The organism is Neobacillus ginsengisoli (genome assembly GCF_030813055.1).
The window spans coordinates 618,779-644,150 of record NZ_JAUSTW010000002.1; the positions used below are offsets into that span (position 1 = coordinate 618,779).

Below are 25,372 nucleotides of genomic sequence, written 5' to 3' on the forward strand. Positions count from 1 at the left end.
CCCGGTCAGTAAAGGGAGGATAAGAAATGTTTTTAAAACGGTTGGACATCATTGGATTTAAATCTTTCGCTGATCGAATTGGAGTGGATTTTGTCCCTGGAGTAACAGCAGTGGTAGGTCCTAATGGAAGCGGTAAAAGCAATATTACCGATGCAATCCGCTGGGTATTAGGAGAGCAATCGGCTAAATCACTGCGAGGCTCCAAAATGGAGGATATCATTTTTGCGGGAAGTGATTCGAGAAAAGCTCTAAATTATGCTGAAGTTACCTTAACACTTGATAATCAGGATCAAGGATTATCAATTGATTACAATGAGGTAAGTGTGACCAGAAGAGTATCTCGCTCGGGTGAAAGTGAATTTTTAATTAATAAGCAGGCGTGCAGGCTTAAAGATATAATTGATTTATTTATGGATTCCGGCCTTGGAAGAGAAGCATTTTCGATTATCAGCCAAGGAAAGGTAGAAGAAATCTTAAACAGTAAAGCGGAGGACCGCAGAACAATTTTTGAAGAGGCTGCGGGGGTTTTAAAATATAAAAATCGTAAGAAAAAAGCCGAAGCAAAACTGATGGAAACACAGGAAAATTTAAACCGAGTTAATGATATTTTACATGAGCTTGAAGGCCAAGTAGAGCCCTTGAAAATTCAAAGTTCAATGGCAAAGGACTATTTAGAAAAAAAAGAAGAGCTGGAAAAAATAGAAGTTGCCTTAACGGTTTATGAAATTGAAGACCTACATCAAAAATGGGAAATGCTCACCAAGCAGCTTGGGGAACATCAGCAAGAGGAACTTACGCTTTCTGCCCGCCTGCAAAAAAAGGAAGCGCAAATCGAAGAAACCAGGGATCATCTTACCGCCTTGGACGAATCAATCTCCGATTTGCAAAATGTTCTCCTCCATGCAAGTGAAGAACTTGAAAAGCTGGAGGGGAGAAAAGAAGTTTTAAAGGAACGGAAAAAAAATGCCTCCCAAAATAAAGAGCAGCTGGAAAAAAACATTACTGACTTAACCGAAAAGTTAAGGACGCTAAAAAACAATCGTGAAACACAGGCGGAGTCTGTAAAAGCCCTTGGCGAACAAGCAAAAAAACTTCAGGCAATGTTAAAGGACAAGCAGGATAAACTGCTGCTATATACAGAAAATATTGATGAAAAAATTGATTCATTAAAAAGTGAGTACATTGAGCTTCTTAATGATCAAGCAGGTGCAAAAAATGAGCTGAAGTATATTGAACAACAGCTCGAAGCTCAGGGGAGAAAAAGCTCCCGCCTTGATGCCGAAAATGAAAAATTCATTCAAGACCGACAAATTGCACAAACAAAAAAGTTTGAAATCCAACAAGCTTTGGAAGAGATTCAAAAGAAACTGGCCGATCAAGTGGTAGCATTTCGCGAACAACAGCGTAACTTTGAATCATTGAAAACCAATTATGAAAAACAAGAAAAGACTTTATACCAAGCTTATCAAATTCTTCAACAGGCGAAGTCAAGAAAAGAAATGCTTGAAGAGCTGGAAGAGGATTATTCCGGTTTCTTTCAGGGAGTAAAAGAAGTTCTTAAGGCCCGCGGGAAAAATCTAAATGGGATTGAGGGGGCTGTTGCGGAACTCGTGGCCGTTCCGAAAGAGTACGAGACAGCTCTTGAAACAGCCTTTGGAGGAGCTCTGCAGCATATTGTCGTTGATACAGAGCAGAATGCTCGAGTGGCAATTCAATATTTAAAGCAGAATTCATATGGCCGGGCCACTTTTTTACCCTTAAGTGTGATTAAAGGCAGACCGTTATCTTCAGCACAATTATCATCCATCCAGAACCATCCGTCATTAATAGGTCCTGCGGTTAGCCTTGTTAAGTTTGAGCAAAAGTATGCAGAGGTCATGAATAACCTATTGGGCAATGTAGTAATAACGAAGGACCTTAAGGGTGCAAATGAATTGGCGAAGATTCTCCAATATCGCGTACGTTTGGTTACGATCGATGGTGACATCGTTAACCCCGGCGGATCAATGACAGGTGGAGCCGTTAAGCAAAAAACTTCTTCACTCTTAACACGAAAAGGTGAGCTTGAAGATTTAAAAGAAAAACTGGTTTTCATGAATGACAAAACAGTTAGTTTAGAAGCAACCGTTAAAACATTAAAAGAAGATATTCAAAAGGATCAATTCCAGCTGGAAGACATGCGAAAAGACGGAGAAGAATTAAGATTAGCGGAACAGTCATTAAAAGGAGATCTTCTTCATGCAGAGCTCGAAGAAAAGAATATTAATGACCGTTTAGCAATTTATGATCTGGAGAAGGGACAATTTACCGAAGATCAAGAGACATTATTGAAAAGAAAACAAGAATTGTCCAAGGCAATGGAAACCTATATCGCGGATATTGCTGCTTTGGATGATCAAATTGTGAAGCTAACACAACAAAAGACAAGTGATTTGACATCGAAAGAAACACTTACAAATGAAATAAGTGATTTAAAGGTAGAGTTTGCATCAAAAAATGAACAGTTTTTAAATTCGAAAGAACGGTTAGCCTTGATAAAAGATGACTTGGTAGAAAGTGAACATAGGCTTACGATTTACACGGAAGATCTGCAATTGTTATCATCTGAAATGACGAATAGTTCATCGGGCGAAGAACAATTAGATGCGGCTGCCAAGCGAAAGCAGCAGGATAAAGAAGAAACAATTAAACTTATTTCTTCAAGAAGACAGGAACGCCTGGAGCTTCAAACGGTCCTTGAAGATTCAGAAATAGAAGCAAAAGAATTAAAGCGGCTTCATAAGGGTATGGTCGAGGTTCTAAAGGATGAAGATGTGAAGATTAACCGCCTGGATGTGGAGCTTGAAAATCGCCTTGCCCATCTTCGGGAAGAGTATTTATTATCGTTTGAAGGTGCAAAAGAGCAATTTCCATTAACGATTCCGGTAGATGAAGCTCGTAAAAAGGTAAAACTAATAAAATTAGCAATTGATGAGCTCGGAAATGTTAATCTTGGAGCAATTGAAGAGTATGATCGTGTTTTCGAGCGCTATGAGTTTTTAAATGAACAACGAACTGATCTTCAGGAAGCTAAAGATACCCTTTTTCAAGTTATTGAAGAGATGGATGAAGAAATGAAGAAACGTTTTCAACAAACGTTTGAAGGAATTCGCGAACACTTTGCACCGGTTTTTCGCGCTCTTTTTGGCGGCGGCAGAGCAGACCTTAGGCTTACGGAACCAGTGGATTTATTGAATACCGGTGTTGAAATTGTTGCGCAGCCCCCCGGAAAAAAGCTTCAAAATTTAGGGCTTTTATCAGGAGGGGAGCGGGCACTGACGGCAATTGCCCTGCTTTTTTCAATTTTAAAAGTACGTCCTGTCCCCTTCTGTATCCTTGATGAGGTGGAAGCGGCACTTGATGAAGCAAATGTCCATCGGTTCAGCCAATATTTAAAACGATATAGCACTGAAACTCAGTTTATCGTCATTACCCATCGAAAAGGAACGATGGAGGAGGCAGATGTGCTTTACGGAGTAACCATGCAGGAATCCGGTGTCTCTAAACTGGTATCTGTTCGATTAGAAGATACAAAGGAGCTTGTTGAATCTTAAAGAAGGAAGTGAAAAAATGAGCTTTTTTAAAAAATTAAAAGAAAAGATCACAAAACAAACGGATACGGTCACGGAAAAATTTAAGGAAGGTTTAACCAAAACAAGGAATAACTTTTCCGGGAAGGTAAACGATCTTGTTGCCAGGTACCGTAAAGTCGATGAAGATTTTTTTGAAGAATTGGAAGAAATTTTAATCCAAGCAGATGTCGGCTTTGATACTGTGATGAAGTTGATTGATGAGTTAAAAATGGAAGTGAAGCGCCGCAATATCCAAGACCCCGTGGAAGTCCAAAGTGTCATTTCCGAGAAGCTTGTCGAAATTTACAACACAGGCGGTGAACAATCCTCAAAATTGAATTTTCAAGCGGATGGACTGACAGTAATTTTATTTGTCGGGGTAAATGGTGTAGGCAAAACAACAACTATCGGGAAGCTCGGTCATAAATTTAAGAGTGAAGGGAAAAAAGTGCTAATGGCGGCAGGGGACACTTTCCGTGCCGGTGCGATCGAGCAGTTGGAAGTTTGGGGAGAAAGAGTGGGTGTCGATGTCATTAAGCAGGCTGAAGGGTCTGATCCCGCAGCTGTAATGTATGATGCGATTCAAGCTGCAAAATCGCGGAAAGCAGATATATTATTATGCGATACAGCCGGTCGTCTGCAAAATAAAGTGAACCTGATGAAAGAGCTCGAAAAAGTGAAGCGGGTAATTGAAAGAGAAATTCCCGGTGCACCGCATGAAGTGCTGCTGGTCCTTGATGCAACAACCGGTCAAAATGCGCTAATCCAGGCAAAGACTTTTAAAGAGGTAACAAATGTTAGTGGTATTGTTCTTTCTAAGTTAGATGGAACAGCAAAGGGCGGAATTGTACTTGCCATTCGCAATGAATTAAACATCCCGGTAAAATTCGTCGGTTTGGGTGAAAAAATGGACGATCTTCAAGAATTTGATGCTGAAAAATATGTTTATGGGTTATTTGCAGACCAAGTGGAAAAATCTGAATAAAGAATGATTGAAAAGCAGTATTCTTTATAAATACTGCTTTTCATTTTACGAAGAATTGGGAATCTATAAAAATATCTTCTCCGTAAATCTTTAAAGTTTTTAAACTCTTAACATGTAAAGACATATTCTTGACAGACCGAGTCTGACTGTGTAAACTACATTTGTAAAGGCTTTTCACTTAACACAAGGAGGGATTAGCATGCTTGAAAAGACGACACGAATGAATTATCTTTATGATTTTTACTATTCGTTGTTAACGCCAAAGCAGCAAAGCTATATGTCTCTCTATTATTTAGATGATTACTCTCTTGGAGAAATTGCTGAAGAATACGATGTTAGCCGCCAAGCCGTATATGATAATATAAAGCGTACGGAAGCAATGCTGGAGGAATATGAGGAGAAACTGTTATTATTCCGGAAATTTCAAGAGCGCAGCAAGCTTTTAAAGCATTTCAAAGAAATGCTTAATGAGGAACATCCTTCAAAGCAGGCAATGCTAATTGCAATTGCCGAGCTTGAGAAACTTGATTAGGAGGCGGCATGAATGGCATTTGAAGGATTAGCCGACCGACTGCAGAATACAATCCAAAAAATCCGTGGAAAAGGGAAAGTATCGGAAGCGGATGTAAAAGAAATGATGCGTGAAGTCCGACTTGCACTACTCGAAGCAGACGTAAATTTCAAAGTTGTAAAAGATTTTGTTAAAAAAGTTAGTGACCGCTCTGTAGGCCAGGAAGTGCTGAAAAGCTTAAGCCCCGGTCAGCAAATCATTAAAATTGTTAATGAAGAACTGACTGAATTAATGGGGGGCGAGCAAAGTAAAATTGCTGCCTCTAACAGGCCGCCTACAGTCATTATGATGGTTGGATTACAGGGAGCCGGTAAAACGACAACGACCGGTAAACTTGCCAACCTGCTTCGAAAAAAGTATAACCGCAAACCGTTACTTGTTGCTGCAGATATTTACCGCCCAGCGGCCATCAAGCAGCTTCAAACACTTGGGAAACAACTTGATATGCCGGTTTTCGCGCTGGGAGATCAAGTGAGCCCGGTGGAAATTGCGAAGCAAGCGATTGCCAAAGCGAAAGAAGAGCACCATGATTATGTGCTGATTGATACGGCGGGACGACTTCATGTTGATGAAGCTTTAATGGACGAGCTAAAGGACATTAAAGAATTAACAAAACCCGATGAAATTTTTCTTGTTGTCGATGCCATGACAGGTCAAGATGCTGTGAATGTAGCGCAAAGCTTTAATGAACAACTTGGATTAACTGGAGTTGTGTTAACTAAGCTTGACGGTGACACTCGTGGCGGAGCTGCTCTATCGATTCGTGCTGTCACTCAAACCCCTATTAAATTCGTTGGTCTTGGCGAGAAAATGGATGCTCTTGAGCCGTTTCATCCTGAGAGGATGGCTTCCAGAATCCTTGGCATGGGTGATGTGCTGACACTTATTGAAAAAGCACAGGCTAATGTTGATGAACAAAAGGCGAAAGAGCTGGAGCAGAAAATGCGGACAGCCACATTTACGCTTGACGACTTTTTAGATCAGCTTGGGCAAGTTCGCAAAATGGGTCCACTTGATGAATTATTAAAAATGATGCCCGGTGCAAACAAAATCAAAGGTTTGAATAATTTGCAAATCGATGAAAAGCAAATAGCTCATGTTGAGGCGATCATCAGGTCGATGACCAAAGAAGAAAAAAGTCATCCCGAAATCATGAATTCAAACCGCAAACGACGGATCGCCAAAGGAAGCGGACGTACTGTCCCTGAAGTAAACCGCTTGTTGAAGCAGTTTGAAGATATGAAAAAGATGATGAAGCAAATGTCAGGAATGCAGCAAAAAGGAAAGAAAAAAGGCGGATTTAAATTTCCGTTTAAACCATTCTAATTCCTGTAAAGAAAAAAGACTTTACAAACATATTAACATTCTGGTAATATAATTTATTGTGTTAGACTATTCGGAGGTGCTTATTTAAAATGGCAGTAAAAATTCGTTTAAAACGTATGGGAGCTAAAAAAACTCCTTTCTATCGTATTGTAGTAGCAGATTCTCGTTCACCACGTGATGGACGTTATATTGAGATTGTTGGAACATACAATCCAGTTACACAACCAGCTAAAGTTGAAATCAACGAAGAATTAGTTCTTAAATGGTTACAAGACGGTGCTAAACCATCTGATACAGTTCGTAACCTGTTCTCAAACCAAGGCATCATGGAAAAATTCCATAATGCTAAATTAAGCAAGTAATCGAAGTCGACGATGAAACAATTAATCGAAACGATTGTTAAGCCCCTTGTTGATTTTCCGGAAGACGTTCATGTGGATGTCGTCGAAGATGACAACCGGGTAACCTATCAGCTTTCTGTCAACAAGACGGATATGGGAAAAGTGATTGGTAAGCAGGGGCGCGTTGCAAAGGCCATTAGAACTGTTGTTTATGCAGCAGGATCATCACAACAAAAGAAAATTTTTCTAGAAATTGGTGAATAGCTTTTTGCATCTAGATGAAGGGAGGGGTAAAAACCCTCCCTTTTTGCTCATTCAAAAAAGATAAAATCTTAGAATGGATGAAGGTGGCAGAGGAATGCAACTAATTCAAACTGTTGTGGTAAAGCAGATTTTAACGGAAACCAGCAAACAAAAACTACTTGAAAAATATTTTGCCCGGAAGCTGCAAATGCAAAAAGAATACGAACAACTACAATTTGAATTAAAGAAACTTGAAAAAACGAAAAAGTTTCAACCAAGTGCACTAAAGAAACACTTTGAAAAAGAAATTCAAAAGCGATATGAAAAAGAAAAGCTCCTTGAGTTTCAAATTGAACAACTACATATGCTACCATTAGGCAGTGAATTAAAGGAAAAAGATGTACAAGCCCTTATTGAAATAAAGGTTGGAGACATATGGGATGAACGTATGGGACAACCGACAATTATTATAAGGGATGGCGTCATTGAAGAAATACGATAGAGGTGAAAAACGAGATGGAAAAATGGTTTAATGTCGGGAAGATCGTCAATACCCACGGGATAAGAGGTGAAGTTCGGGTTATCTCTCGGACCGATTTCCCTGAGGAGCGTTATAAGGTCGGGAATGTTTTGAATTTATTTTTACCGAAATCGAATACACCGATTGAATTAACAATCAAAAACCATCGTAGTCATAAGAATTTTGAGTTGCTTACTTTTGAAGGGTTAGAAAACATCAATGATGTTGAAAAGTTTCGCGATGGTATTCTGAAGGTTCCGGAATCACAACTCGGTGATTTGGAAGAAGACGAATTCTATTTTCACGAAATTATCGGCTGTCATGTTGTAACAGTAAATGGAGAAGAGATCGGTAAAATTACTGAAATTCTTACTCCGGGTGCTAATGATGTTTGGGTGGTAAAAGGCAAGGGTGGTAAAGAATTGTTGATCCCTTATATCCATGACGTGGTTAAAAAAGTAGATGTAAAAGAAAAAGTCATTGTTATCGACCCAATGGAAGGGTTATTTTAATGATGAAGATTGATGTTCTTACGCTTTTCCCGGAAATGTTTACCGGTGTTTTCGGGCAATCCATATTGCAAAAGGCAGCTGAAAAATCAGCTGTCCAATATAATGTTGTCAATTTTCGCGACTATGCTGATAACAAACATAATTCCGTCGATGATTACCCATATGGGGGCGGTGCAGGAATGGTGCTAAAGCCACAGCCGATTTTCGATGCTGTTGCTACGCTAAAGGAAAATACGGACAGCAAAAATACAAAGGTAATTCTTCTTTGTCCGCAAGGAGAACGTTATGACCAGAGGAAAGCCGAAGAATTGGCCAGGGAAGATCATTTAATCTTTATTTGCGGGCATTATGAAGGCTATGATGAGAGAATTCGTGAACATGTGGTCACAGATGAAATCTCTATCGGTGACTATGTTTTAACGGGAGGAGAGCTCGGGGCAATGGTCGTAATCGATAGTGTGGTTCGGCTCTTGCCTGAAGTGTTGGGCAATCAGGAGTCACATATGAAGGACTCATTTAGCACAGGTTTGCTTGAACACCCGCACTACACAAGACCTGCCGATTTTCGCGGAATGAAGGTCCCGGACATCCTATTATCAGGTAATCATAAATTAATCGAAGAGTGGCGTAACAAAGAGGCACTGCGTCGCACGCTTCTTCGCCGTCCGGATTTATTAGATAATATGGAATTGACTGCAGAGCAGGAAAAATGGTTACAAGAAGTGAAAAAAGAATACAAGTAATGATTGCACAGGTCTTTCATTTATGTTAAGATACTTCTTGTGACTTAAGATGAATTAAATTCGGACAGAGTCTTATAACGATGTTCCGCTGCAATGGAAATGTAGATAGATATGCATGAGCGTCTGTTGGAAGGAGTTGAAAACGATGCAAAAATTGATTGAAGAAATCACAAAAGAACAACTTCGCACTGATCTTCCAGCTTTTCGTCCTGGTGATACTGTACGTGTACACGTTAAAGTTATCGAGGGTACTCGTGAGCGGATTCAGTTATTCGAAGGTGTTGTGATTAAGCGTCGTGGTGGTGGAATTAGCGAAACTTTCACAGTTCGTAAAGTTTCTTACGGTGTAGGCGTTGAGCGTACATTCCCGGTTCACACACCAAAAATTGCGAAGCTTGAAGTAATCCGCCGCGGTAAAGTCCGCCGTGCTAAGCTTTACTACTTGCGTAAACTTCGCGGTAAAAAAGCAAGAATTAAAGAGATTCGATAATATGAAAAGTAAGGAGCTTGCTTGTGAGCAGGCTCTTTTTTCATACATATCTTTTCCTCCTTATGTAAAAATAATGTTAGTGGGCTAAACCAAATTGTTTCTGATTTTTAAACAAACGATTAAAGTTTGATTAAAAACTTTATCCCATCGTGTTAAATGTACTGAAGTTATGTAAAATAGGCTTTATAAAACATTTTTTTGCAGAGATTGGTGGGGACTATAGAATGACTAAAAAGAAAAATGAACTATGGGAATGGACGAAGGCCCTTTTAATTGCTGTTTTGCTTGCAGGGGTTATTCGCTACGTTCTTTTTGCTCCAATTGTGGTAGATGGGTTGTCGATGATGCCGACCTTACACGATCAGGATAGAATGATTGTTAATAAACTGGCCTATAAAGTAGGACAGCCAAAGCGCTTTGATATCATTGTCTTTCATGCACCGGAAAATAAAGATTACATAAAAAGGGTAATTGGTCTTCCAGGTGACCGAATTGAGTATAAAAATGATACGTTATATGTAAATGGAAAAGCGTATAAAGAACCATATTTGGATGAATATAAGAAACAGGTAGAGGACGGACCATTAACAGACCCATTTACCTTAAAGGAAAAAATTGGCCGTGAAACAGTACCGCCGGGGGAATTGTTTGTCATGGGAGATAATCGCCGCTTTAGTAAAGACAGCCGTCATATCGGGGCGATTCCGATGAGCAAGGTAATCGGTAAAGCAAGTATTGTTTATTGGCCTTTAAAAGACGTACATATCGAATCAGTGAAATAGAGATTGGGAGGTGGCAGCTTTGACGATCCAGTGGTTTCCAGGCCATATGGCCAAGGCTCGCAGAGAGGTCACAGAAAAATTAAAGCTTGTAGATATAATTTTTGAATTGGTCGATGCAAGAATACCATATTCTTCACGAAATCCAATGATTGATGAAATAATTCAGCATAAACCAAGATTGGTTTTATTAAATAAAGCGGATATGGCGGATAAAGAGGCAACAAGGGAATGGATCGCCTTCTTTGCGGAAAAAGGGATTAGGGCACTTGCTATTAATTCTCAAGCAGGAGAAGGAATGCGGGACATTGCCCAAGCTTCACAAGAAATTTTGAAGGAAAAGTTTGACCGTTTAAAGGCTAAAGGGGTAAAACCGAGAGCGATTCGAGCCATGATTGTCGGAATCCCAAATGCAGGCAAATCGACGCTTATTAATAGGCTCGCTAAGAAAAATATCGCAAGAACCGGCAATACTCCGGGGGTAACAAAATCACAGCAATGGATTAAAGTTGCCAAAGAGATGGAATTATTGGATACTCCAGGGATATTATGGCCTAAGTTTGAAGATCAAGAAGTTGGGATGAAACTGGCGATTACAGGTGCGATTAAAGACACGTTATTAAATCTGCAGGATCTTACCGTCTATTCATTAAGGTTTTTGGAGGATACGTACCCTGACCGCTTAAAGGACCGCTATCAATTTGATTCTCTTCCTGAAGATGTGGTCGAATTATTTGACCATATCGGTAAGCTGCGAGGCTGCTTAATGGGCGGAGGGCTCGTGGATTATGATAAGGTGGCGGAATTGGTCATTCGAGAAATAAGATCTGAAAAATTCGGACCTCTATCATTTGAGAGGCCCGGAGATTTATCGATGCATGAAAATGAGGAATTGGAATAACGGCTCTCCATTTGGAGAGCTTTATTTATCTATGTAATAAGACAAACGGGTGAGTGAGATGAAAAGACTATCTATTGAACAAATTGAAAAGCAACTGGAGAGTATTTTTGATGAAAAGGATCCATTCTTATTAGAGCTTGGAAAGGACGAACGAAAAGGTGTCCAAAACAAGTTAGTCAAATGGAGAAAGCAAAGGGAACAGGAAAAAATCCTCCAAGCAAAATTTAATGAGATGAATTTTTTTGAGAGAAAATATCGTAAAATGGGCTATCAGCATATTGCGGGTGTGGATGAAGTTGGCCGGGGACCTCTCGCAGGACCTGTTGTAGCTGCTGCGGTTATTTTACCTGAGGATTTTTTCTTGGCGGGAATAGACGATTCTAAAAAGCTTTCTGAAAAAAAAAGACTGGAATACGACAAGGCTATTCGAAAAGAAGCTCTCGCCCTCAGTGTGTCAATGATTCATGCCAATGAGATTGATGAAATAAATATTTATGAAGCAACAAAAAAAGCGATGAAGAACGCGATAGTCTCGCTTTCACTTACACCGGATTTTTTGCTGATCGATGCAATGAAGTTAGATACCCCATATCCTACAGATTCCATTATAAAAGGGGATGCAAAAAGCATTTCCATTGCTGCTGCTTCCATTGTTGCGAAGGTTGCAAGGGATCAACTTATGAAGGAACTATCCACTTGTTACCCTGCTTACGGCTTTCAGCAAAACATGGGCTATGGAACAAAAGAGCATATTTTTGCCCTCGAGCAGCATGGAATAACTCCCTATCACCGCAAAAGTTTTGCTCCGGTTAAAGATCTTCTTATAGGCAACTTATGGAATTTTGGTAGAAATTAACAAAACAGGCTTTTTGCCTGTTTTTTATTTTTTTAAGAAAATAAAATGCAGTAAAATTAATGCTAAAGTCTTTTAAATACACCCGCACTAACGTGATTTAATTATTCTGAATTTAAAGATTAATACAGTTCCTTTTCATAATGGTGGACAAGGTATGTGTCATTATATAAAATGAAAACGGAGTCAATTTTTTGAAGAGTTTGATAGGAGGATGGGAAATGAATATCCATGAGTATCAAGGAAAAGAGATCCTCAGAAAATATGGGGTTACAGTTCCAAATGGAAAAGTGGCATTCACGGTTGAAGAAGCTGTAGAAGCTGCTAAAGAACTAGGTACACAAGTATGTGTTGTAAAGGCGCAAATCCATGCAGGCGGACGGGGGAAAGCCGGTGGTGTTAAAGTTGCCAAGAACCTTGATGAAGTTCGTACATATGCTAACGAAATCTTAGGGAAAACATTAGTAACACATCAAACAGGTCCTGAAGGTAAAGAAGTAAAACGTCTGCTAATCGAAGAAGGCTGCGACATTAAAAAAGAATATTATGTTGGGTTAGTATTAGACCGTGCCACTTCTCGCGTTGTGTTAATGGCTTCTGAAGAAGGCGGAACCGAAATAGAAGAAGTTGCCGCAAAAACACCTGAGAAAATTTTTAAAGAAGAAATTGATCCGGTGATTGGCCTGCAGCCATTCCAAGCACGCCGAATTGCATTTAATATCAATATTCCAAAAGAATTAGTTAATCAAGCAGTAAAATTTATGACGGCATTATATAATGCATACATCGATAAGGATTGCTCTATCGCTGAAATTAACCCGCTTGTCGTTACTGGAGATGGGAAAGTAATGGCGTTGGATGCAAAATTAAACTTTGACTCCAATGCTTTATATCGTCAAAAAGACGTACTGGCGTATCGTGATCTTGAAGAAGAAGATGCAAAAGAAATCGAAGCATCTAAATATGATCTAAGTTATATTTCTTTGGATGGAAACATTGGCTGTATGGTTAATGGTGCCGGACTTGCTATGGCTACGATGGACATCGTAAAACACTATGGCGGAGACCCTGCAAACTTCCTTGATGTTGGGGGCGGTGCTACAGCTGAAAAGGTTACTGAAGCATTTAAAATTATCCTTTCTGATCCTAATGTAAAGGGTATTTTTGTCAATATCTTTGGCGGAATCATGAAGTGTGATGTTATAGCTGAGGGCGTAGTAGAAGCTGCTAAGCAGGTTGGACTAAGTGTTCCACTTGTCGTTCGTTTAGAAGGAACGAATGTTGACTTAGGTAAGAAAATCCTTGCTGAATCAACTCTTAACATTATTGCTGCTGAATCCATGGCTGATGGTGCACAAAAAATCGTTTCATTAGTGAAATAGGATCATAAGAAAGGGGAATTAACGTGAGCGTTTTTATTAATAAAGATACGAAGGTTATTGTTCAAGGGATAACAGGTTCGACTGCCCTTTTTCATACAAAACAAATGCTGGAATACGGTACCCAAATCGTTGCAGGAACTACTCCAGGTAAAGGTGGTATGGAAGTAGAAGGTGTACCTGTTTATAACACAGTTAAAGAAGCTGTTGAAGCAACAGGTGCTAACGCTTCGGTTATCTATGTACCTGCACCATTTGCAGCTGATGCGATCATTGAAGCTGTTGATGCAGAATTGGATCTTGCTATTTGTATTACTGAGCATATCCCGGTATTGGATATGGTAAAAGTAAAACGATACATGGAAGGTAAAAAGACTCGTCTTGTTGGTCCTAACTGTCCAGGTGTTATTACTCCGGATGAATGTAAAATCGGAATTATGCCCGGTTACATTCATACAAAAGGCCATGTAGGTGTTGTTTCCCGTTCCGGAACATTAACCTATGAGGCTGTTCATCAATTAACACAGGCCGGAATCGGTCAAACTACGGCTGTCGGTATCGGAGGAGACCCTGTTAACGGTACGAACTTTATTGATGTACTTAAGGCATTTAATGAAGATCCCGAAACATATGCGGTTATCATGATTGGTGAAATCGGCGGAACAGCAGAAGAAGAAGCTGCTGAATGGGTAAAAGCAAATATGACAAAACCTGTTGTCGGCTTTATCGGCGGACGTACTGCACCTCCAGGAAAGCGTATGGGGCATGCCGGTGCCATTATTTCCGGAGGAAAAGGAACAGCAGATGAAAAAATCCGCGTTATGAACGAATGTGGTATTAAAGTAGCTGACACTCCATCTGTTATGGGTGAAACATTAATTGAAGTATTAAAAGAACAAGGCTTATATGAAAAGTGTAAAACACACTAGAAAAGCGGAAGCGACTTCGGAACAAGCACAGCTTGTTCCTGTGAGGGCTAGACGCTGGAGTTGGACAGTTCTCAAAGTTTAAATTACTTCTTAGAATTGTGAACAGATAGTCCCTCGTAGTATGAGGGGCTATTTCTTCATATTTTAGAAAAATAAAAAAGGAGAATTTATATGGATGACTTTAAAGAAAAGCTTATTTCCTTGCTTCATTATCCAAATATCACATGGAATAGCGTTTTTCAAATATTAAAAAAAGACCCGACTCTCCAAACACTGAATCCGCAATTATTACAACAGAATTTCCTGCTCTCACCTAAAAACATTTTTATCACTTCTTCGAACTCTTCGATCATAAACCTTCAGTCCGAAATCATTCATGAACAAATCCGTCAATATAAAACTAACGACATAGCAGTGATTTCATTTTTTGATAAAGAATATCCTGTTGCTTTAAAAGAAATATATCAGCCACCATGGGCTTTGTTTGCAAAAGGTGACCTCTCTTTACTTGAAAAAAAACCAAAGCTAGCCGTAGTCGGTTCACGGCAAGCTACACAATATGGAAAAAATGCCATTCGTCTCATTTTCCCCGGATTGATTGAAAAAGGAGTACTAATTGTTAGCGGATTAGCTAAGGGAATTGATGCATTGGCACATGAATATGCGATTAAAAATGGTGGAAAAACGATTGCTGTTATTGCAGGTGGTTTGTACCATATATATCCAAAAGAAAATAGGGACCTGGCATTAGAAATGATGAAAACCCAGCTAATTCTTTCAGAATATCCCCCGGATACAAAGCCTCTTAAATGGCACTTCCCAGCCCGAAATCGTATAATAAGCGGTCTTTCAAATGGCACTTTTATAATTGAAGCAAAAAGAAAAAGCGGATCCCTGATTACAGCAAACTTTGCGGTTAATGAGGGAAGAGATGTTTTTTCACTGCCGGGCAGTATTTTAAACCCTTTTTCGACAGGGACGAATGAATTAATCCAGCAGGGAGCAAAGTTAGTTATGAGAGCAGAGGATATTTTAGAAGAAATTAGATTATAAATAAGGTTAAATAAAATTATTCAGATGCTAAGTGTTCTGTTTATCGGAAAAAAATTAGAAAAAATCTTTAAGTTTGCAGGTTTTTTTTGAATAAATGGGGAATTTAGCTAAAAAAGGTTGAAATTATTTCTAATATGTTATACATTTTCCATCAGATATTCGAAAAAACTGGTTTTCAATCTATATTGTCAGATAAATTATTATTTAATAGTTGTAAACGATTACATCAAAATGCATGTTCATTGACAATATCAGGTGATTTATTCAATAATAATTGATATTTTATGAATAAATAATGCATAACTTTGTTAGAAAGATAGTTAGGTAAAAATAATTTTTATAAGGAAACTTTGGGATAAGGCATTTTTGTAAAGTATTTTCTCCTGTCCAAATTGAATAAATTGGAATTTAGGAAAACTTCTCAAATTGTAAGCATCTTAGAAACAGGCATTTGCCGGTTCGGGGCGCTTCCACACTTCTTATACCCTCTTAAGGAGGATTTTGAATGTCAGATTTTCTTGTTATCGTAGAATCGCCGGCAAAAGCGAAAACGATAGAACGTTATCTAGGGAATAAATATAAAGTCAAAGCATCCATGGGACATGTACGTGATTTACCCAGAAGCCAAATGGGTGTCAATGTAGAAAATAGCTTTGAACCAAAATATATTACGATTCGCGGAAAAGGGCCGGTTTTAAAGGAATTAAAAACGGCAGCAAAAAAGGCAAAAAAAATCTATCTGGCGGCTGACCCGGATCGTGAAGGGGAAGCAATTGCTTGGCACTTGGCCCATAGTCTTGATGTTGATATTACTTCCGATTGCCGTGTTGTGTTCAATGAAATTACGAAGGATGCGATAAAAGAATCTTTTAAACACCCGCGACCAATAAATATGGACCTTGTGGATGCTCAGCAGGCCCGGAGGATTCTCGACCGTCTAGTAGGCTACAATATCAGCCCGTTACTTTGGAAAAAAGTAAAGAAAGGGTTAAGTGCAGGACGTGTACAATCTGTTGCAGTCCGTTTAATCATTGACCGTGAAAAAGAAATTCAAGCTTTTATACCGGAAGAGTATTGGACAATTGAAGGAGATTTTTTAAAGGGGAAAGATCATTTTAGCGGGATGTTTCATTCCTTAGCCGAAAAAGAAAAAACGGAACTTAAGTCCGAGCAAGATGTCGAAAATATTTTAAAACAAATGGATGGAAATAAGTTCAAAGTCGTTTCTGTTACGAAAAAAGAACGAAAAAGATATCCTGCCCCTGCGTTTATCACCTCTTCCTTGCAGCAGGAAGCAGCGAGAAAGCTTAATTTTCGAGCTAAGAAAACGATGATGCTGGCTCAGCAGTTGTATGAAGGTATAGAACTTGGAGCACAAGGTACGGTTGGTCTTATCACCTATATGAGAACAGATTCAACAAGGATCTCTGAAGTTGCTCAAGTAGAGGCTGCGGATTATATCCGATCTGAATACGGTGAAAATTATTTAAAAGAAGAACAACGAAAAGAAAAGAAACAATCAAATGCACAGGATGCGCACGAAGCGATTCGGCCAACCAGCACATTACGGGATCCAAATAGTTTGAAGGAGTTTTTGTCCAGAGACCAATTCCGCTTATACAAATTAATATGGGAAAGGTTTTTAGCCAGTCAAATGGCACAGGCAGTTATGGATACGATGAGTGTTGATTTGCAGAACGGTGCTGTCATTTTCCGGGCAACAGGCTCAAAAGTTAAATTTCCGGGTTTTATGAAGCTCTATGTGGAAGGAACTGACGATCAGGTTGAAGAAAGAGATAAAATGCTTCCTGATTTAAAGGAAGGGGATGAAGTGTTTAAGAAGGATATCGATCCGAAACAGCACTTTACACAACCGCCGCCAAGGTATACCGAAGCAAGACTTGTGAAGACACTGGAAGAATTGGGAATTGGGCGTCCATCTACCTATGCTCCGACATTGGACACAATTCAAAAGCGCGGGTATGTCGCTCTTGATAACAAACGCTTTATTCCAACTGAACTGGGCGAGATTGTTCTTGAATTAATATTAGAATTCTTTCCCGATATTCTTGATGTGGAATTTACTGCAAAAATGGAGCAAGGGTTGGATAATATTGAAGATGGAAAAGTTCGCTGGGTCGAAATTATCGACGGCTTCTACCAAGACTTTGAAACTCATCTAGAGAAGGCTGAAAAAGAAATGCAGTCAGTAGAAATTAAGGATGAACCTGCGGGCGAGGATTGTGAACAATGTGGAAACCCAATGGTATTTAAAATGGGTAGATACGGCAAATTCATGGCCTGCAGCAATTTCCCCGATTGCCGGAACACAAAACCTATTGTTAAAGAAATCGGGGTGACTTGTCCAAAATGTAAAGAAGGACAGATCATTGAGCGGAAAAGTAAGAAAAAGAGATTGTTTTATGGCTGCGACAAATTTCCCGGCTGCGATTTTATTTCCTGGGATAAGCCATTACCAAGAAGCTGTCCTAAATGTGAAGGGCTTCTTGTAGAAAAGAAATTGAAAAAAGGCGTTCAAGTACAATGTACGGAATGTGATTACAAAGAGGAACAACAAAGTTAAGGGTGGGCAAAGCTCACTCTTTTCGTTTGAAAAGAAAACTAAAAACTTTTTTGTTTTTGATTCGTATAGTACAATGCAAGATGGACTTGAATAAGGGAAAAGTAATCATAGGTTAAAACAAAACCTTATTTTGTATATTAAGCAAGAAAGATTTCAGGAGGTCACTAGATGAGAGACGTTACAATAAACGTAATTGGTGCAGGATTGGCAGGAAGTGAGGCTGCCTGGCAGATTGCGAAACGAGGAGTTAAGGTACGCCTTTATGAAATGAGACCGGTAAAGCAGACACCTGCCCATCATACCGATAAATTTGCTGAACTGGTTTGCAGTAACTCTTTAAGGGCCAATACATTAACAAATGCTGTCGGTGTGTTAAAAGAAGAAATGAGAATGCTTGATTCAGTAATTATTGCTGCTGCTGATGCTTGTTCAGTTCCAGCAGGCGGTGCGTTGGCTGTGGATCGTCATGAATTTGCCGCAAAAGTTACTGAATTGGTGAAAAACCACGAAAATGTGACGGTTATCAATGATGAAGTGGTTGAGATTCCCGAAGGACCGACTGTCATAGCGACAGGACCGCTAACAAGCCCGGCTTTATCCGAGCAGCTCAAAACAATGACAGGCGAAGAGTATCTTTATTTTTATGACGCAGCTGCACCGATTCTTGAAAAAGAGAGCATTGACATGAATAAGGTGTATTTAAAATCCCGTTACGATAAAGGGGAAGCAGCATATCTAAATTGCCCGATGACTGAGGAGGAATTCAACCGATTTTATGAAGCACTAATAAACGCTGAAACGGTGCCATTTAAAGAATTTGAGAAGGAAGTCTTTTTTGAAGGTTGTATGCCAATAGAAGTAATGGCAAATAGGGGCAAGAAAACGATGCTTTTCGGTCCATTAAAACCTGTGGGGTTAGAAGATCCAAAGACGGGTAAACGACCATTTGCGGTTGTACAGCTTCGTCAGGACGATGCAGCAGGAACCCTTTTTAATATAGTCGGATTCCAAACCCATTTAAAATGGGGAGCACAAAAAGAAGTAATCAGCCTAATTCCCGGTCTGGAGAATGCAGAAATTATTCGCTACGGTGTTATGCATCGGAATACATTTATTAATTCACCTAAGGTATTAAAAGCAACCTATCAGTTCCGAAATCGTGAGAATTTATTCTTCGCGGGGCAAATGACAGGGGTGGAAGGTTACGTCGAATCTGCAGCAAGTGGATTAATAGCAGGGATCAATGCCTCTAGAATCGTTCTTGGAAATGAACCAGTCGAATTTCCAGCGGAAACAGCGATTGGAAGTATGGCCCGATATATTACATCTGCAAACCCTGATAATTTCCAACCGATGAACGCCAATTTTGGATTATTTCCGGAATTGCCCGTTAGAATCAAAGGGAAGCAGGAAAGAAATTTACAACACGCAAACAGAGCTTTAGAAACAATTCAGAACTTTGTGAAAGTTTTGTAAAATTTATTGCAAGGGCTATGGAAGTATGTTACGATTTAGTAGCCCTTGTGAGGTGAATGATATGGCAAATGTAAATGTTTTATTAAATTTATTTATCGAGTATTTACAAATGGAGAAAAATTACTCACAATATACCATTGTACATTACCAACATGATATCCGTGAATTCTTTTTGTTCATGGCTGAACAAGCAATTAATGATGTGGAAACTGTACAATATTCTGATGCCAGACTATATTTGACAAAATTATATGATAAAAAGCTTTCAAGAAAAACAGTTGCGAAAAAAATATCGACTTTAAGGAGCTTCTATAAATTTTTACTTCGTGAAAAATATGTAGTGGAGAATCCATTTGCACTTGTGACGATTCCAAAGGCTGAAAAGAGGCTGCCGAATTTTTTCTATGAGGACGAACTTCAAATTCTTTTTCGCACGTGTGAAACCGATACACCATTGGGGGAAAGAAACAAGGCTTTACTTGAATTTCTATACGGAACAGGAATCCGTGTTAGTGAATGCTGTCAGATTCGCTTAAAGGATCTCGATTTTTATTTATCCACGGTATTGGTTCACGGAAAAGGTCAGAAAGAACGCTATGTACCATTCGGAAGTTTTGCAAAAGACTCCTTGGAAAAATACATAAACAACGGCAGGAAGAAGCTTTTAGAAGGTAAAGAAAGAATTGAAGCCTTATTTGTCAATCACCGCGGCGGCCCCTTAACTACAAGGGGAGTGAGGGAAATTTTGAATAAAATGATTGAAAAATCGGCACTGGACAGTCGTATTCACCCGCATAAGCTCAGGCATTCATTTGCCACACATTTGCTGAATAAAGGTGCCGATTTACGTTCCGTTCAAGAGTTATTAGGGCATTCCTTTTTATCGTCCACACAGGTGTACACACATGTTACAAATGAACACTTAAGGAAAACGTATATGAGCCATCATCCAAGGGCATAAATGAAGACAGTTTTCATAATTTTCCAGTTTAGGTTCATTGTATAAGAGTTAGTGCTATTTCTATAGGACTGAAAAACTCCAAAAGGAGGAACATCGTAATGTCTCAATTTCATGCAACTACTATTTTTGCTATTCACCATAATGGTGAATGTTCCATGTCAGGCGATGGCCAGGTGACATTTGGAAACGCTGTTGTGATGAAGCACACAGCTAAAAAAGTAAGAAAGATATTTAATGGTAAGGTACTTGCAGGTTTTGCAGGTTCAGTTGCCGATGCTTTTACCCTTTTTGAGTTATTTGAAGGGAAATTGGAAGAATTCAATGGAAACCTTCAGAGAGCGGCAGTCGAGCTTGCTAAACAATGGAGAAACGACAAAATGCTGCGAAAACTGGAAGCGATGTTGATTGTTATGAATCATGAATATTTACTTCTTGTGTCCGGAACCGGTGAAGTAATTGAGCCTGACGATGGAATTCTTGCAATTGGTTCAGGTGGTAACTATGCCTTGGCCGCAGGACGTTCATTAAAGAAATATGCCGGTGACCACCTGTCAGCTAAAGAAATTGCCAAGGCTTCTTTAGAAATAGCTGCTGAGATTTGTGTGTACACGAACCACAATATTATTGTGGAAGAGCTATAACGGGAAGGAGACCAAAAATCATGGGAAAAACAACGAGCTTAACCCCCCGCCAAATTGTTGAGAAACTTGATCAATATATTATTGGACAGAAGGATGCAAAGAAAGCAGTCGCCGTTGCCCTTCGAAATCGATACAGGAGAGGTTTGTTATCTGAAAAGCTCCGGGATGAAATTATTCCAAAAAATATCTTGATGATAGGACCAACCGGTGTTGGGAAAACAGAAATCGCCAGAAGAATCGCAAAGCTTGTGGGTGCACCCTTTATAAAGGTTGAGGCCACTAAATTTACAGAAGTGGGCTATGTTGGCCGTGATGTTGAATCAATGGTACGGGATCTGGTTGAAACATCTGTAAGATTAGTTAAAGAAGATAGAATGTTAGCGGTGAAGGAGCGCGCAGAGGAAAATGCAAATACCAGGTTAGTTGATTTGCTGGTTCCATCTGCAAAAAAAGCATCCGGCTACAAAAACCCATTGGAAATGTTATTTGGAGGAGGCGGTAATTCATCAACCGACCAGGATACTCAGCAAGAAGACTATTCTATTAACGAAAAACGGAAGATTGTCAAAGAAAAGCTTGCACTTGGTCAATTAGAAGATGAAATAGTTACCGTTGAAGTCGAGGAACAAACACCATCCATGTTTGATATGCTTCAGGGCTCAGGCATCGAACAAATGGGTATGAATATGCAAGATGCATTAAGCAGCTTTATGCCAAAAAAACGGAAAAAAAGAAAACTAACGGTTCGTGAAGCTAGAACAGTTTTAACAAATGAAGAAGCCGGAAAGCTAATCGATATGGATGAGGTTTCATCAGAAGCCGTTTTCAGGGCAGAACAGACTGGGATCATTTTTATTGACGAAATTGATAAAATTGCCAGTAAAAATTCAGGAGGTTCATCCGCTGATGTCTCTCGCGAAGGTGTTCAAAGAGACATTTTACCTGTAGTCGAAGGATCGACAGTAGTAACGAAATATGGTTCAGTTAAAACTGACCATGTTCTATTTATTGCGGCCGGAGCATTCCATATGGCAAAACCTTCTGATTTAATTCCCGAATTACAGGGACGTTTTCCCATTCGCGTTGAGTTAACAAAATTGACCGTAGAAGATTTCTTTAGAATTTTGATCGAACCAGATAATGCCCTAATAAAGCAATATCAAGCATTATTGGAAACAGAAGGTATACAAATTGAATTTTCTGACGATGCTATACGTAGAATAGCCGAAGTTGCCTTTGATGTGAATCAAAATACCGATAACATTGGGGCAAGACGTCTTCATACGATTTTGGAAAAGCTTTTAGAGGACTTATCCTTTGAAGCACCAGATATTACAATGGAGAAAATCACCATCACACCAAAATATGTTGATGATAAGCTCGGTGCTATTTCGAAAAATAAAGATTTAAGTCAGTTTATCCTATGAAATTGGCCTAATAAAAGCCAAAGTGTAAAAATAAATAGGAAAACGCCTAATTCTGTAGATGTGATTGAAGAAAAAATATAACAATTTAATAATGGTTTTAGTTAATTAGGAGGAAGAAACACAATGGATTTACTTACAAAAACAAGAAAAATTAATGTATTATTACAAAAGGCTGCCGGAAAACCAGTTAACTTTAAAGAAATGTCCGAGACATTGAGCGAAGTTATTGAGGCCAATATTTTCATTGTCAGCCGCCGTGGAAAACTATTAGGTTTTTCAATTTATCAACAAATTGAAAACGAAAGAATGAAAAAAATGTTTGAAGACCGTCAATTTCCTGAAGAGTATACGAAAGGGCTATTTGCGATTCAGGAAACCTCTTCAAACCTCGGTATTGAAAGCGAATATACAGCTTTCCCTGTTGAAAACAGAGATTTATTCCGTGAAGGTTTGACAACAATTGTTCCGATTATTGGTGGCGGGGAACGCCTTGGAACATTAATACTTGCAAGATTACAGGAAAAGTTCCATGATGATGATTTAATCCTTGCTGAATATGGTGCTACTGTAGTCGGCATGGAAATTTTACGCGAAAAATCAGAAGAAATCGAAGAGGAAGCAAGAAGTAAGGCTGTTGTACAGATGGCAATCAGTTCACTGTCATATAGTGAGCTTGAAGCTATTGAGCACATTTTCGAAGAACTTAATGGCCATGAAGGCTTGTTAGTTGCTTCAAAAATTGCTGACCGTGTCGGTATTACTCGTTCTGTCATTGTTAACGCTTTAAGAAAGCTTGAAAGTGCCGGTGTAATTGAGTCCCGTTCACTTGGTATGAAAGGAACCTATATTAAGGTATTAAATGATAAGTTCCTTATTGAACTTGATAAATTAAGAGCTAACTAATAAATTTTCGTAAAAGAATCCCCGGTTTTCAACCGGGGATTCTTTTACGAAACTAATCCTTGATTGTTTTTTTAACATGTGCTATATTATGACATGGTGTTAATACACACGTTCATTGATTTAAACAGACGGTGCTGTTTCACTAACAGTTTCTGTTTAAAAATGAGATGAGCGGAGGAAAACAAACCATTAGGAGGAAAAAACATGTCAGTAATTTCTATGAAGCAATTGCTTGAAGCCGGTGTTCATTTCGGACACCAAACTCGTCGTTGGAACCCTAAGATGAAGAAATATATCTTCACAGAGCGTAACGGCATCTATATTATCGACCTTCAAAAAACAGTTAAGAAGGTTGAAGAAGCATACAACTGGGTAAAAGATCTAGCTGGTAACGGCGGAACTATGCTTTTTGTTGGTACAAAGAAACAAGCTCAAGATTCTGTTAAAGAAGAAGCAGCTCGTTCAGGTATGTACTATGTTAACCAACGTTGGTTGGGCGGTACATTAACAAACTTTGAAACAATCCAAAAGCGTATTGGCCGCTTAAAAGATATTGAAAGAATGTCTGAAGACGGTACTTTCGAAGTATTACCTAAAAAAGAAGTTGTTCAATTAAAGAAAGAACAAGAACGTCTTGAAAAATTCCTTGGCGGAATCAAAGACATGAAACAGCTTCCAGATGCATTATTCATTATCGACCCTCGTAAAGAGCGTATCGCAGTTGCTGAAGCAAAAAAATTAAACATTCCTATCGTAGGTATTGTTGATACAAACTGTGATCCAGATGAAATCGATGTTGTTATCCCAGCTAACGATGATGCAATCCGCGCAGTTAAACTTTTAACAGGTAAAATGGCGGATGCAATCCTTGAAGCTAAACAAGGTGAAGAAGCACAACCTACTGCATAGAAAAGCGGAATCGCCTTGGTCAGCCCCGACAAGCATAAGTCGAGCACTGAGGAAGGCGCTCTTTGCCTTCCACATTGATTGGCTTAGACCAAAGAGGGGCTAGGCGATGGGACTGGACAATTCTAGCAGTTGTGAAACCATAAAAAGGTGATAAGAGGGAGCACCCTTTATCACCTTTTTTTAAAGAAAACTCGCAAAATGTTTATCTTGGCATTCAATGGCTAAGATATGAGTATAGTACATAGAAATTAAAGGAGGAAATAAATTATGGCAGTAACAGCTCAAATGGTTAAAGAACTACGTGAAAAAACCGGTGCAGGTATGTTAGATTGTAAAAAAGCACTTACTGAAACTGATGGTGATATGGAAAAAGCAATTGATTTCTTACGTGAAAAAGGTATTGCAAAAGCAGCTAAGAAAGCTGACCGTATTGCAGCAGAAGGCTTAACGAATATCTTAACAGAAGGTAACGATGCCGTTATTCTTGAAGTAAACTCAGAAACTGACTTCGTAGCGAAAAACGAAGGCTTCCAAACTCTTGTTAAGGAACTCGCTTCACATCTTCTTAAAAACAAACCGGCAACTGTTGAAGAAGCTTCAGCTCAAACGATGGAAAACGGTGCAACTGTTGCAGACCATATCAATGCAGCGATTGCTAAAATTGGGGAGAACCTTACACTTCGCCGTTTTGCGGTAGTGTCTAAAACTGATAATGATGCATTTGGTGCATACCTTCACATGGGTGGACGTATCAGTGTGTTAACAGTTCTTGAAGGATCTACTGATGCAGATGCTGCAAAAGATGTTTCTATGCACATTGCAGCACTAAAACCAAAATATGTTTCCCGTGATCAAGTATCACAAGAAGAAGTTGAGCGCGAGCGTCAAGTATTAACTCAACAAGCTCTTAACGAAGGCAAGCCTGAAAACATCGTTGCAAAAATGGTGGAAGGCCGTCTTGGCAAATACTTTGAAGATGTTTGTGTCCTTGACCAAACATTCGTTAAAAACCCTGATCAAAAGGTTCGTCAATTCGTTGAATCCAAAGGTGCTAAAGTTCGCGAATTCGTTCGTTATGAAGTAGGAGAAGGTATCGAAAAACGTGAGGATAACTTCGCTGAAGAAGTTATGAACCAAATTAAAAAATAATAGTCAAATGTTCTCGGGTTTCAAGGTGTTTATTCCTTTGCCCAATATGATTTTTGGGAATGTTTCTGAAATAAGTTTTTGAATAG

24 protein-coding genes are annotated in these 25,372 nt (G+C 39.2%); all 24 read left to right on the top strand.

Going from position 1 to position 25,372, the window contains the following annotated elements; translation table 11 throughout:
• The first annotated feature begins 26 nt into the window (after window positions 1-26).
• On the top strand, window positions 27-3,593 hold the full coding sequence (smc, locus tag J2S10_RS08555; RefSeq protein ID WP_307406486.1) for a chromosome segregation protein SMC: 3,567 nt from the start codon (window positions 27-29) through the stop codon (window positions 3,591-3,593).
• 16 nt (window positions 3,594-3,609) lie between these two features.
• A complete protein-coding gene (ftsY, locus tag J2S10_RS08560) occupies window positions 3,610-4,596 on the top strand; it encodes a signal recognition particle-docking protein FtsY (protein WP_307406488.1) in 987 nt (328 codons plus the stop codon).
• Between the two features lie 199 nt (window positions 4,597-4,795).
• Window positions 4,796-5,128 carry a putative DNA-binding protein gene (locus J2S10_RS08565; RefSeq protein ID WP_307406490.1) on the top strand — a complete coding sequence of 111 codons (333 nt, stop codon included), beginning with the start codon at window positions 4,796-4,798 and terminating at the stop codon, window positions 5,126-5,128.
• Window positions 5,129-5,140: 12 nt separating this feature from the next.
• On the top strand, window positions 5,141-6,493 hold the full coding sequence (gene ffh / locus J2S10_RS08570; protein WP_307406492.1) for a signal recognition particle protein: 1,353 nt from the start codon (window positions 5,141-5,143) through the stop codon (window positions 6,491-6,493).
• Between the two features lie 89 nt (window positions 6,494-6,582).
• Window positions 6,583-6,855, top strand: a complete 273-nt coding sequence (gene rpsP / locus J2S10_RS08575) for a 30S ribosomal protein S16 (RefSeq protein ID WP_307406496.1) — start codon at window positions 6,583-6,585, stop codon at window positions 6,853-6,855.
• A gap of 12 nt (window positions 6,856-6,867) precedes the next feature.
• Complete coding sequence (locus J2S10_RS08580) at window positions 6,868-7,098, top strand: KH domain-containing protein (RefSeq protein ID WP_307406498.1); 231 nt, start codon at window positions 6,868-6,870, stop codon at window positions 7,096-7,098.
• Window positions 7,099-7,192: 94 nt separating this feature from the next.
• Entirely contained in the window at window positions 7,193-7,579 is a 387-nt protein-coding gene (locus J2S10_RS08585; RefSeq protein WP_307406500.1) for a YlqD family protein, read from the top strand.
• Between the two features lie 14 nt (window positions 7,580-7,593).
• Window positions 7,594-8,109, top strand: coding sequence for a ribosome maturation factor RimM (rimM, locus tag J2S10_RS08590; protein ID WP_307406502.1), 516 nt, complete (start codon window positions 7,594-7,596; stop codon window positions 8,107-8,109).
• On the top strand, window positions 8,109-8,852 hold the full coding sequence (gene trmD, locus J2S10_RS08595) for a tRNA (guanosine(37)-N1)-methyltransferase TrmD (protein WP_307406504.1): 744 nt from the start codon (window positions 8,109-8,111) through the stop codon (window positions 8,850-8,852). Before rimM ends, trmD begins: the two co-directional genes overlap by 1 nt.
• Before the next feature lie 145 nt (window positions 8,853-8,997).
• Window positions 8,998-9,342 (top strand): 50S ribosomal protein L19, encoded by a 345-nt coding sequence (gene rplS / locus J2S10_RS08600; RefSeq protein ID WP_307406791.1) that lies wholly within the window; start codon window positions 8,998-9,000, stop codon window positions 9,340-9,342.
• 224 nt (window positions 9,343-9,566) lie between these two features.
• Window positions 9,567-10,124 carry a signal peptidase I gene (gene lepB, locus J2S10_RS08605; RefSeq protein ID WP_307406506.1) on the top strand — a complete coding sequence of 186 codons (558 nt, stop codon included), beginning with the start codon at window positions 9,567-9,569 and terminating at the stop codon, window positions 10,122-10,124.
• A gap of 19 nt (window positions 10,125-10,143) precedes the next feature.
• A complete protein-coding gene (gene ylqF / locus J2S10_RS08610) occupies window positions 10,144-11,022 on the top strand; it encodes a ribosome biogenesis GTPase YlqF (RefSeq protein ID WP_307406508.1) in 879 nt (292 codons plus the stop codon).
• Between the two features lie 58 nt (window positions 11,023-11,080).
• Window positions 11,081-11,878 carry a ribonuclease HII gene (locus J2S10_RS08615; RefSeq protein WP_307406510.1) on the top strand — a complete coding sequence of 266 codons (798 nt, stop codon included), beginning with the start codon at window positions 11,081-11,083 and terminating at the stop codon, window positions 11,876-11,878.
• Window positions 11,879-12,096: 218 nt separating this feature from the next.
• Window positions 12,097-13,257: an ADP-forming succinate--CoA ligase subunit beta gene (sucC, locus tag J2S10_RS08620; RefSeq protein WP_307406513.1), complete on the top strand. Its 1,161-nt coding sequence runs from the start codon at window positions 12,097-12,099 to the stop codon at window positions 13,255-13,257.
• A gap of 23 nt (window positions 13,258-13,280) precedes the next feature.
• Window positions 13,281-14,183 (top strand): succinate--CoA ligase subunit alpha, encoded by a 903-nt coding sequence (gene sucD, locus J2S10_RS08625; protein WP_307406515.1) that lies wholly within the window; start codon window positions 13,281-13,283, stop codon window positions 14,181-14,183.
• A 171-nt stretch (window positions 14,184-14,354) separates the two neighbouring features.
• Window positions 14,355-15,236: a DNA-processing protein DprA gene (dprA, locus tag J2S10_RS08630; protein WP_307406516.1), complete on the top strand. Its 882-nt coding sequence runs from the start codon at window positions 14,355-14,357 to the stop codon at window positions 15,234-15,236.
• A gap of 505 nt (window positions 15,237-15,741) precedes the next feature.
• The gene (gene topA, locus J2S10_RS08635) at window positions 15,742-17,820 is read left to right on the top strand and encodes a type I DNA topoisomerase (RefSeq protein ID WP_307406518.1); all 2,079 of its coding nucleotides are present in this window, start codon (window positions 15,742-15,744) and stop codon (window positions 17,818-17,820) included.
• Between the two features lie 168 nt (window positions 17,821-17,988).
• Window positions 17,989-19,296, top strand: coding sequence for an FADH(2)-oxidizing methylenetetrahydrofolate--tRNA-(uracil(54)-C(5))-methyltransferase TrmFO (gene trmFO, locus J2S10_RS08640; protein WP_307406520.1), 1,308 nt, complete (start codon window positions 17,989-17,991; stop codon window positions 19,294-19,296).
• Window positions 19,297-19,357: 61 nt separating this feature from the next.
• Window positions 19,358-20,257, top strand: a complete 900-nt coding sequence (gene xerC, locus J2S10_RS08645) for a tyrosine recombinase XerC (protein ID WP_307406521.1) — start codon at window positions 19,358-19,360, stop codon at window positions 20,255-20,257.
• A gap of 98 nt (window positions 20,258-20,355) precedes the next feature.
• Window positions 20,356-20,898: an ATP-dependent protease subunit HslV gene (gene hslV, locus J2S10_RS08650; protein WP_307406523.1), complete on the top strand. Its 543-nt coding sequence runs from the start codon at window positions 20,356-20,358 to the stop codon at window positions 20,896-20,898.
• Between the two features lie 20 nt (window positions 20,899-20,918).
• A complete protein-coding gene (hslU, locus tag J2S10_RS08655; RefSeq protein ID WP_307406525.1) occupies window positions 20,919-22,325 on the top strand; it encodes an HslU--HslV peptidase ATPase subunit in 1,407 nt (468 codons plus the stop codon).
• A gap of 123 nt (window positions 22,326-22,448) precedes the next feature.
• Entirely contained in the window at window positions 22,449-23,228 is a 780-nt protein-coding gene (gene codY / locus J2S10_RS08660; protein ID WP_307406527.1) for a GTP-sensing pleiotropic transcriptional regulator CodY, read from the top strand.
• A gap of 204 nt (window positions 23,229-23,432) precedes the next feature.
• Window positions 23,433-24,137, top strand: a complete 705-nt coding sequence (rpsB, locus tag J2S10_RS08665) for a 30S ribosomal protein S2 (RefSeq protein WP_307406529.1) — start codon at window positions 23,433-23,435, stop codon at window positions 24,135-24,137.
• A 267-nt stretch (window positions 24,138-24,404) separates the two neighbouring features.
• The gene (gene tsf, locus J2S10_RS08670) at window positions 24,405-25,286 is read left to right on the top strand and encodes a translation elongation factor Ts (RefSeq protein ID WP_307406531.1); all 882 of its coding nucleotides are present in this window, start codon (window positions 24,405-24,407) and stop codon (window positions 25,284-25,286) included.
• The last annotated feature ends 86 nt before the right edge of the window (window positions 25,287-25,372 follow it).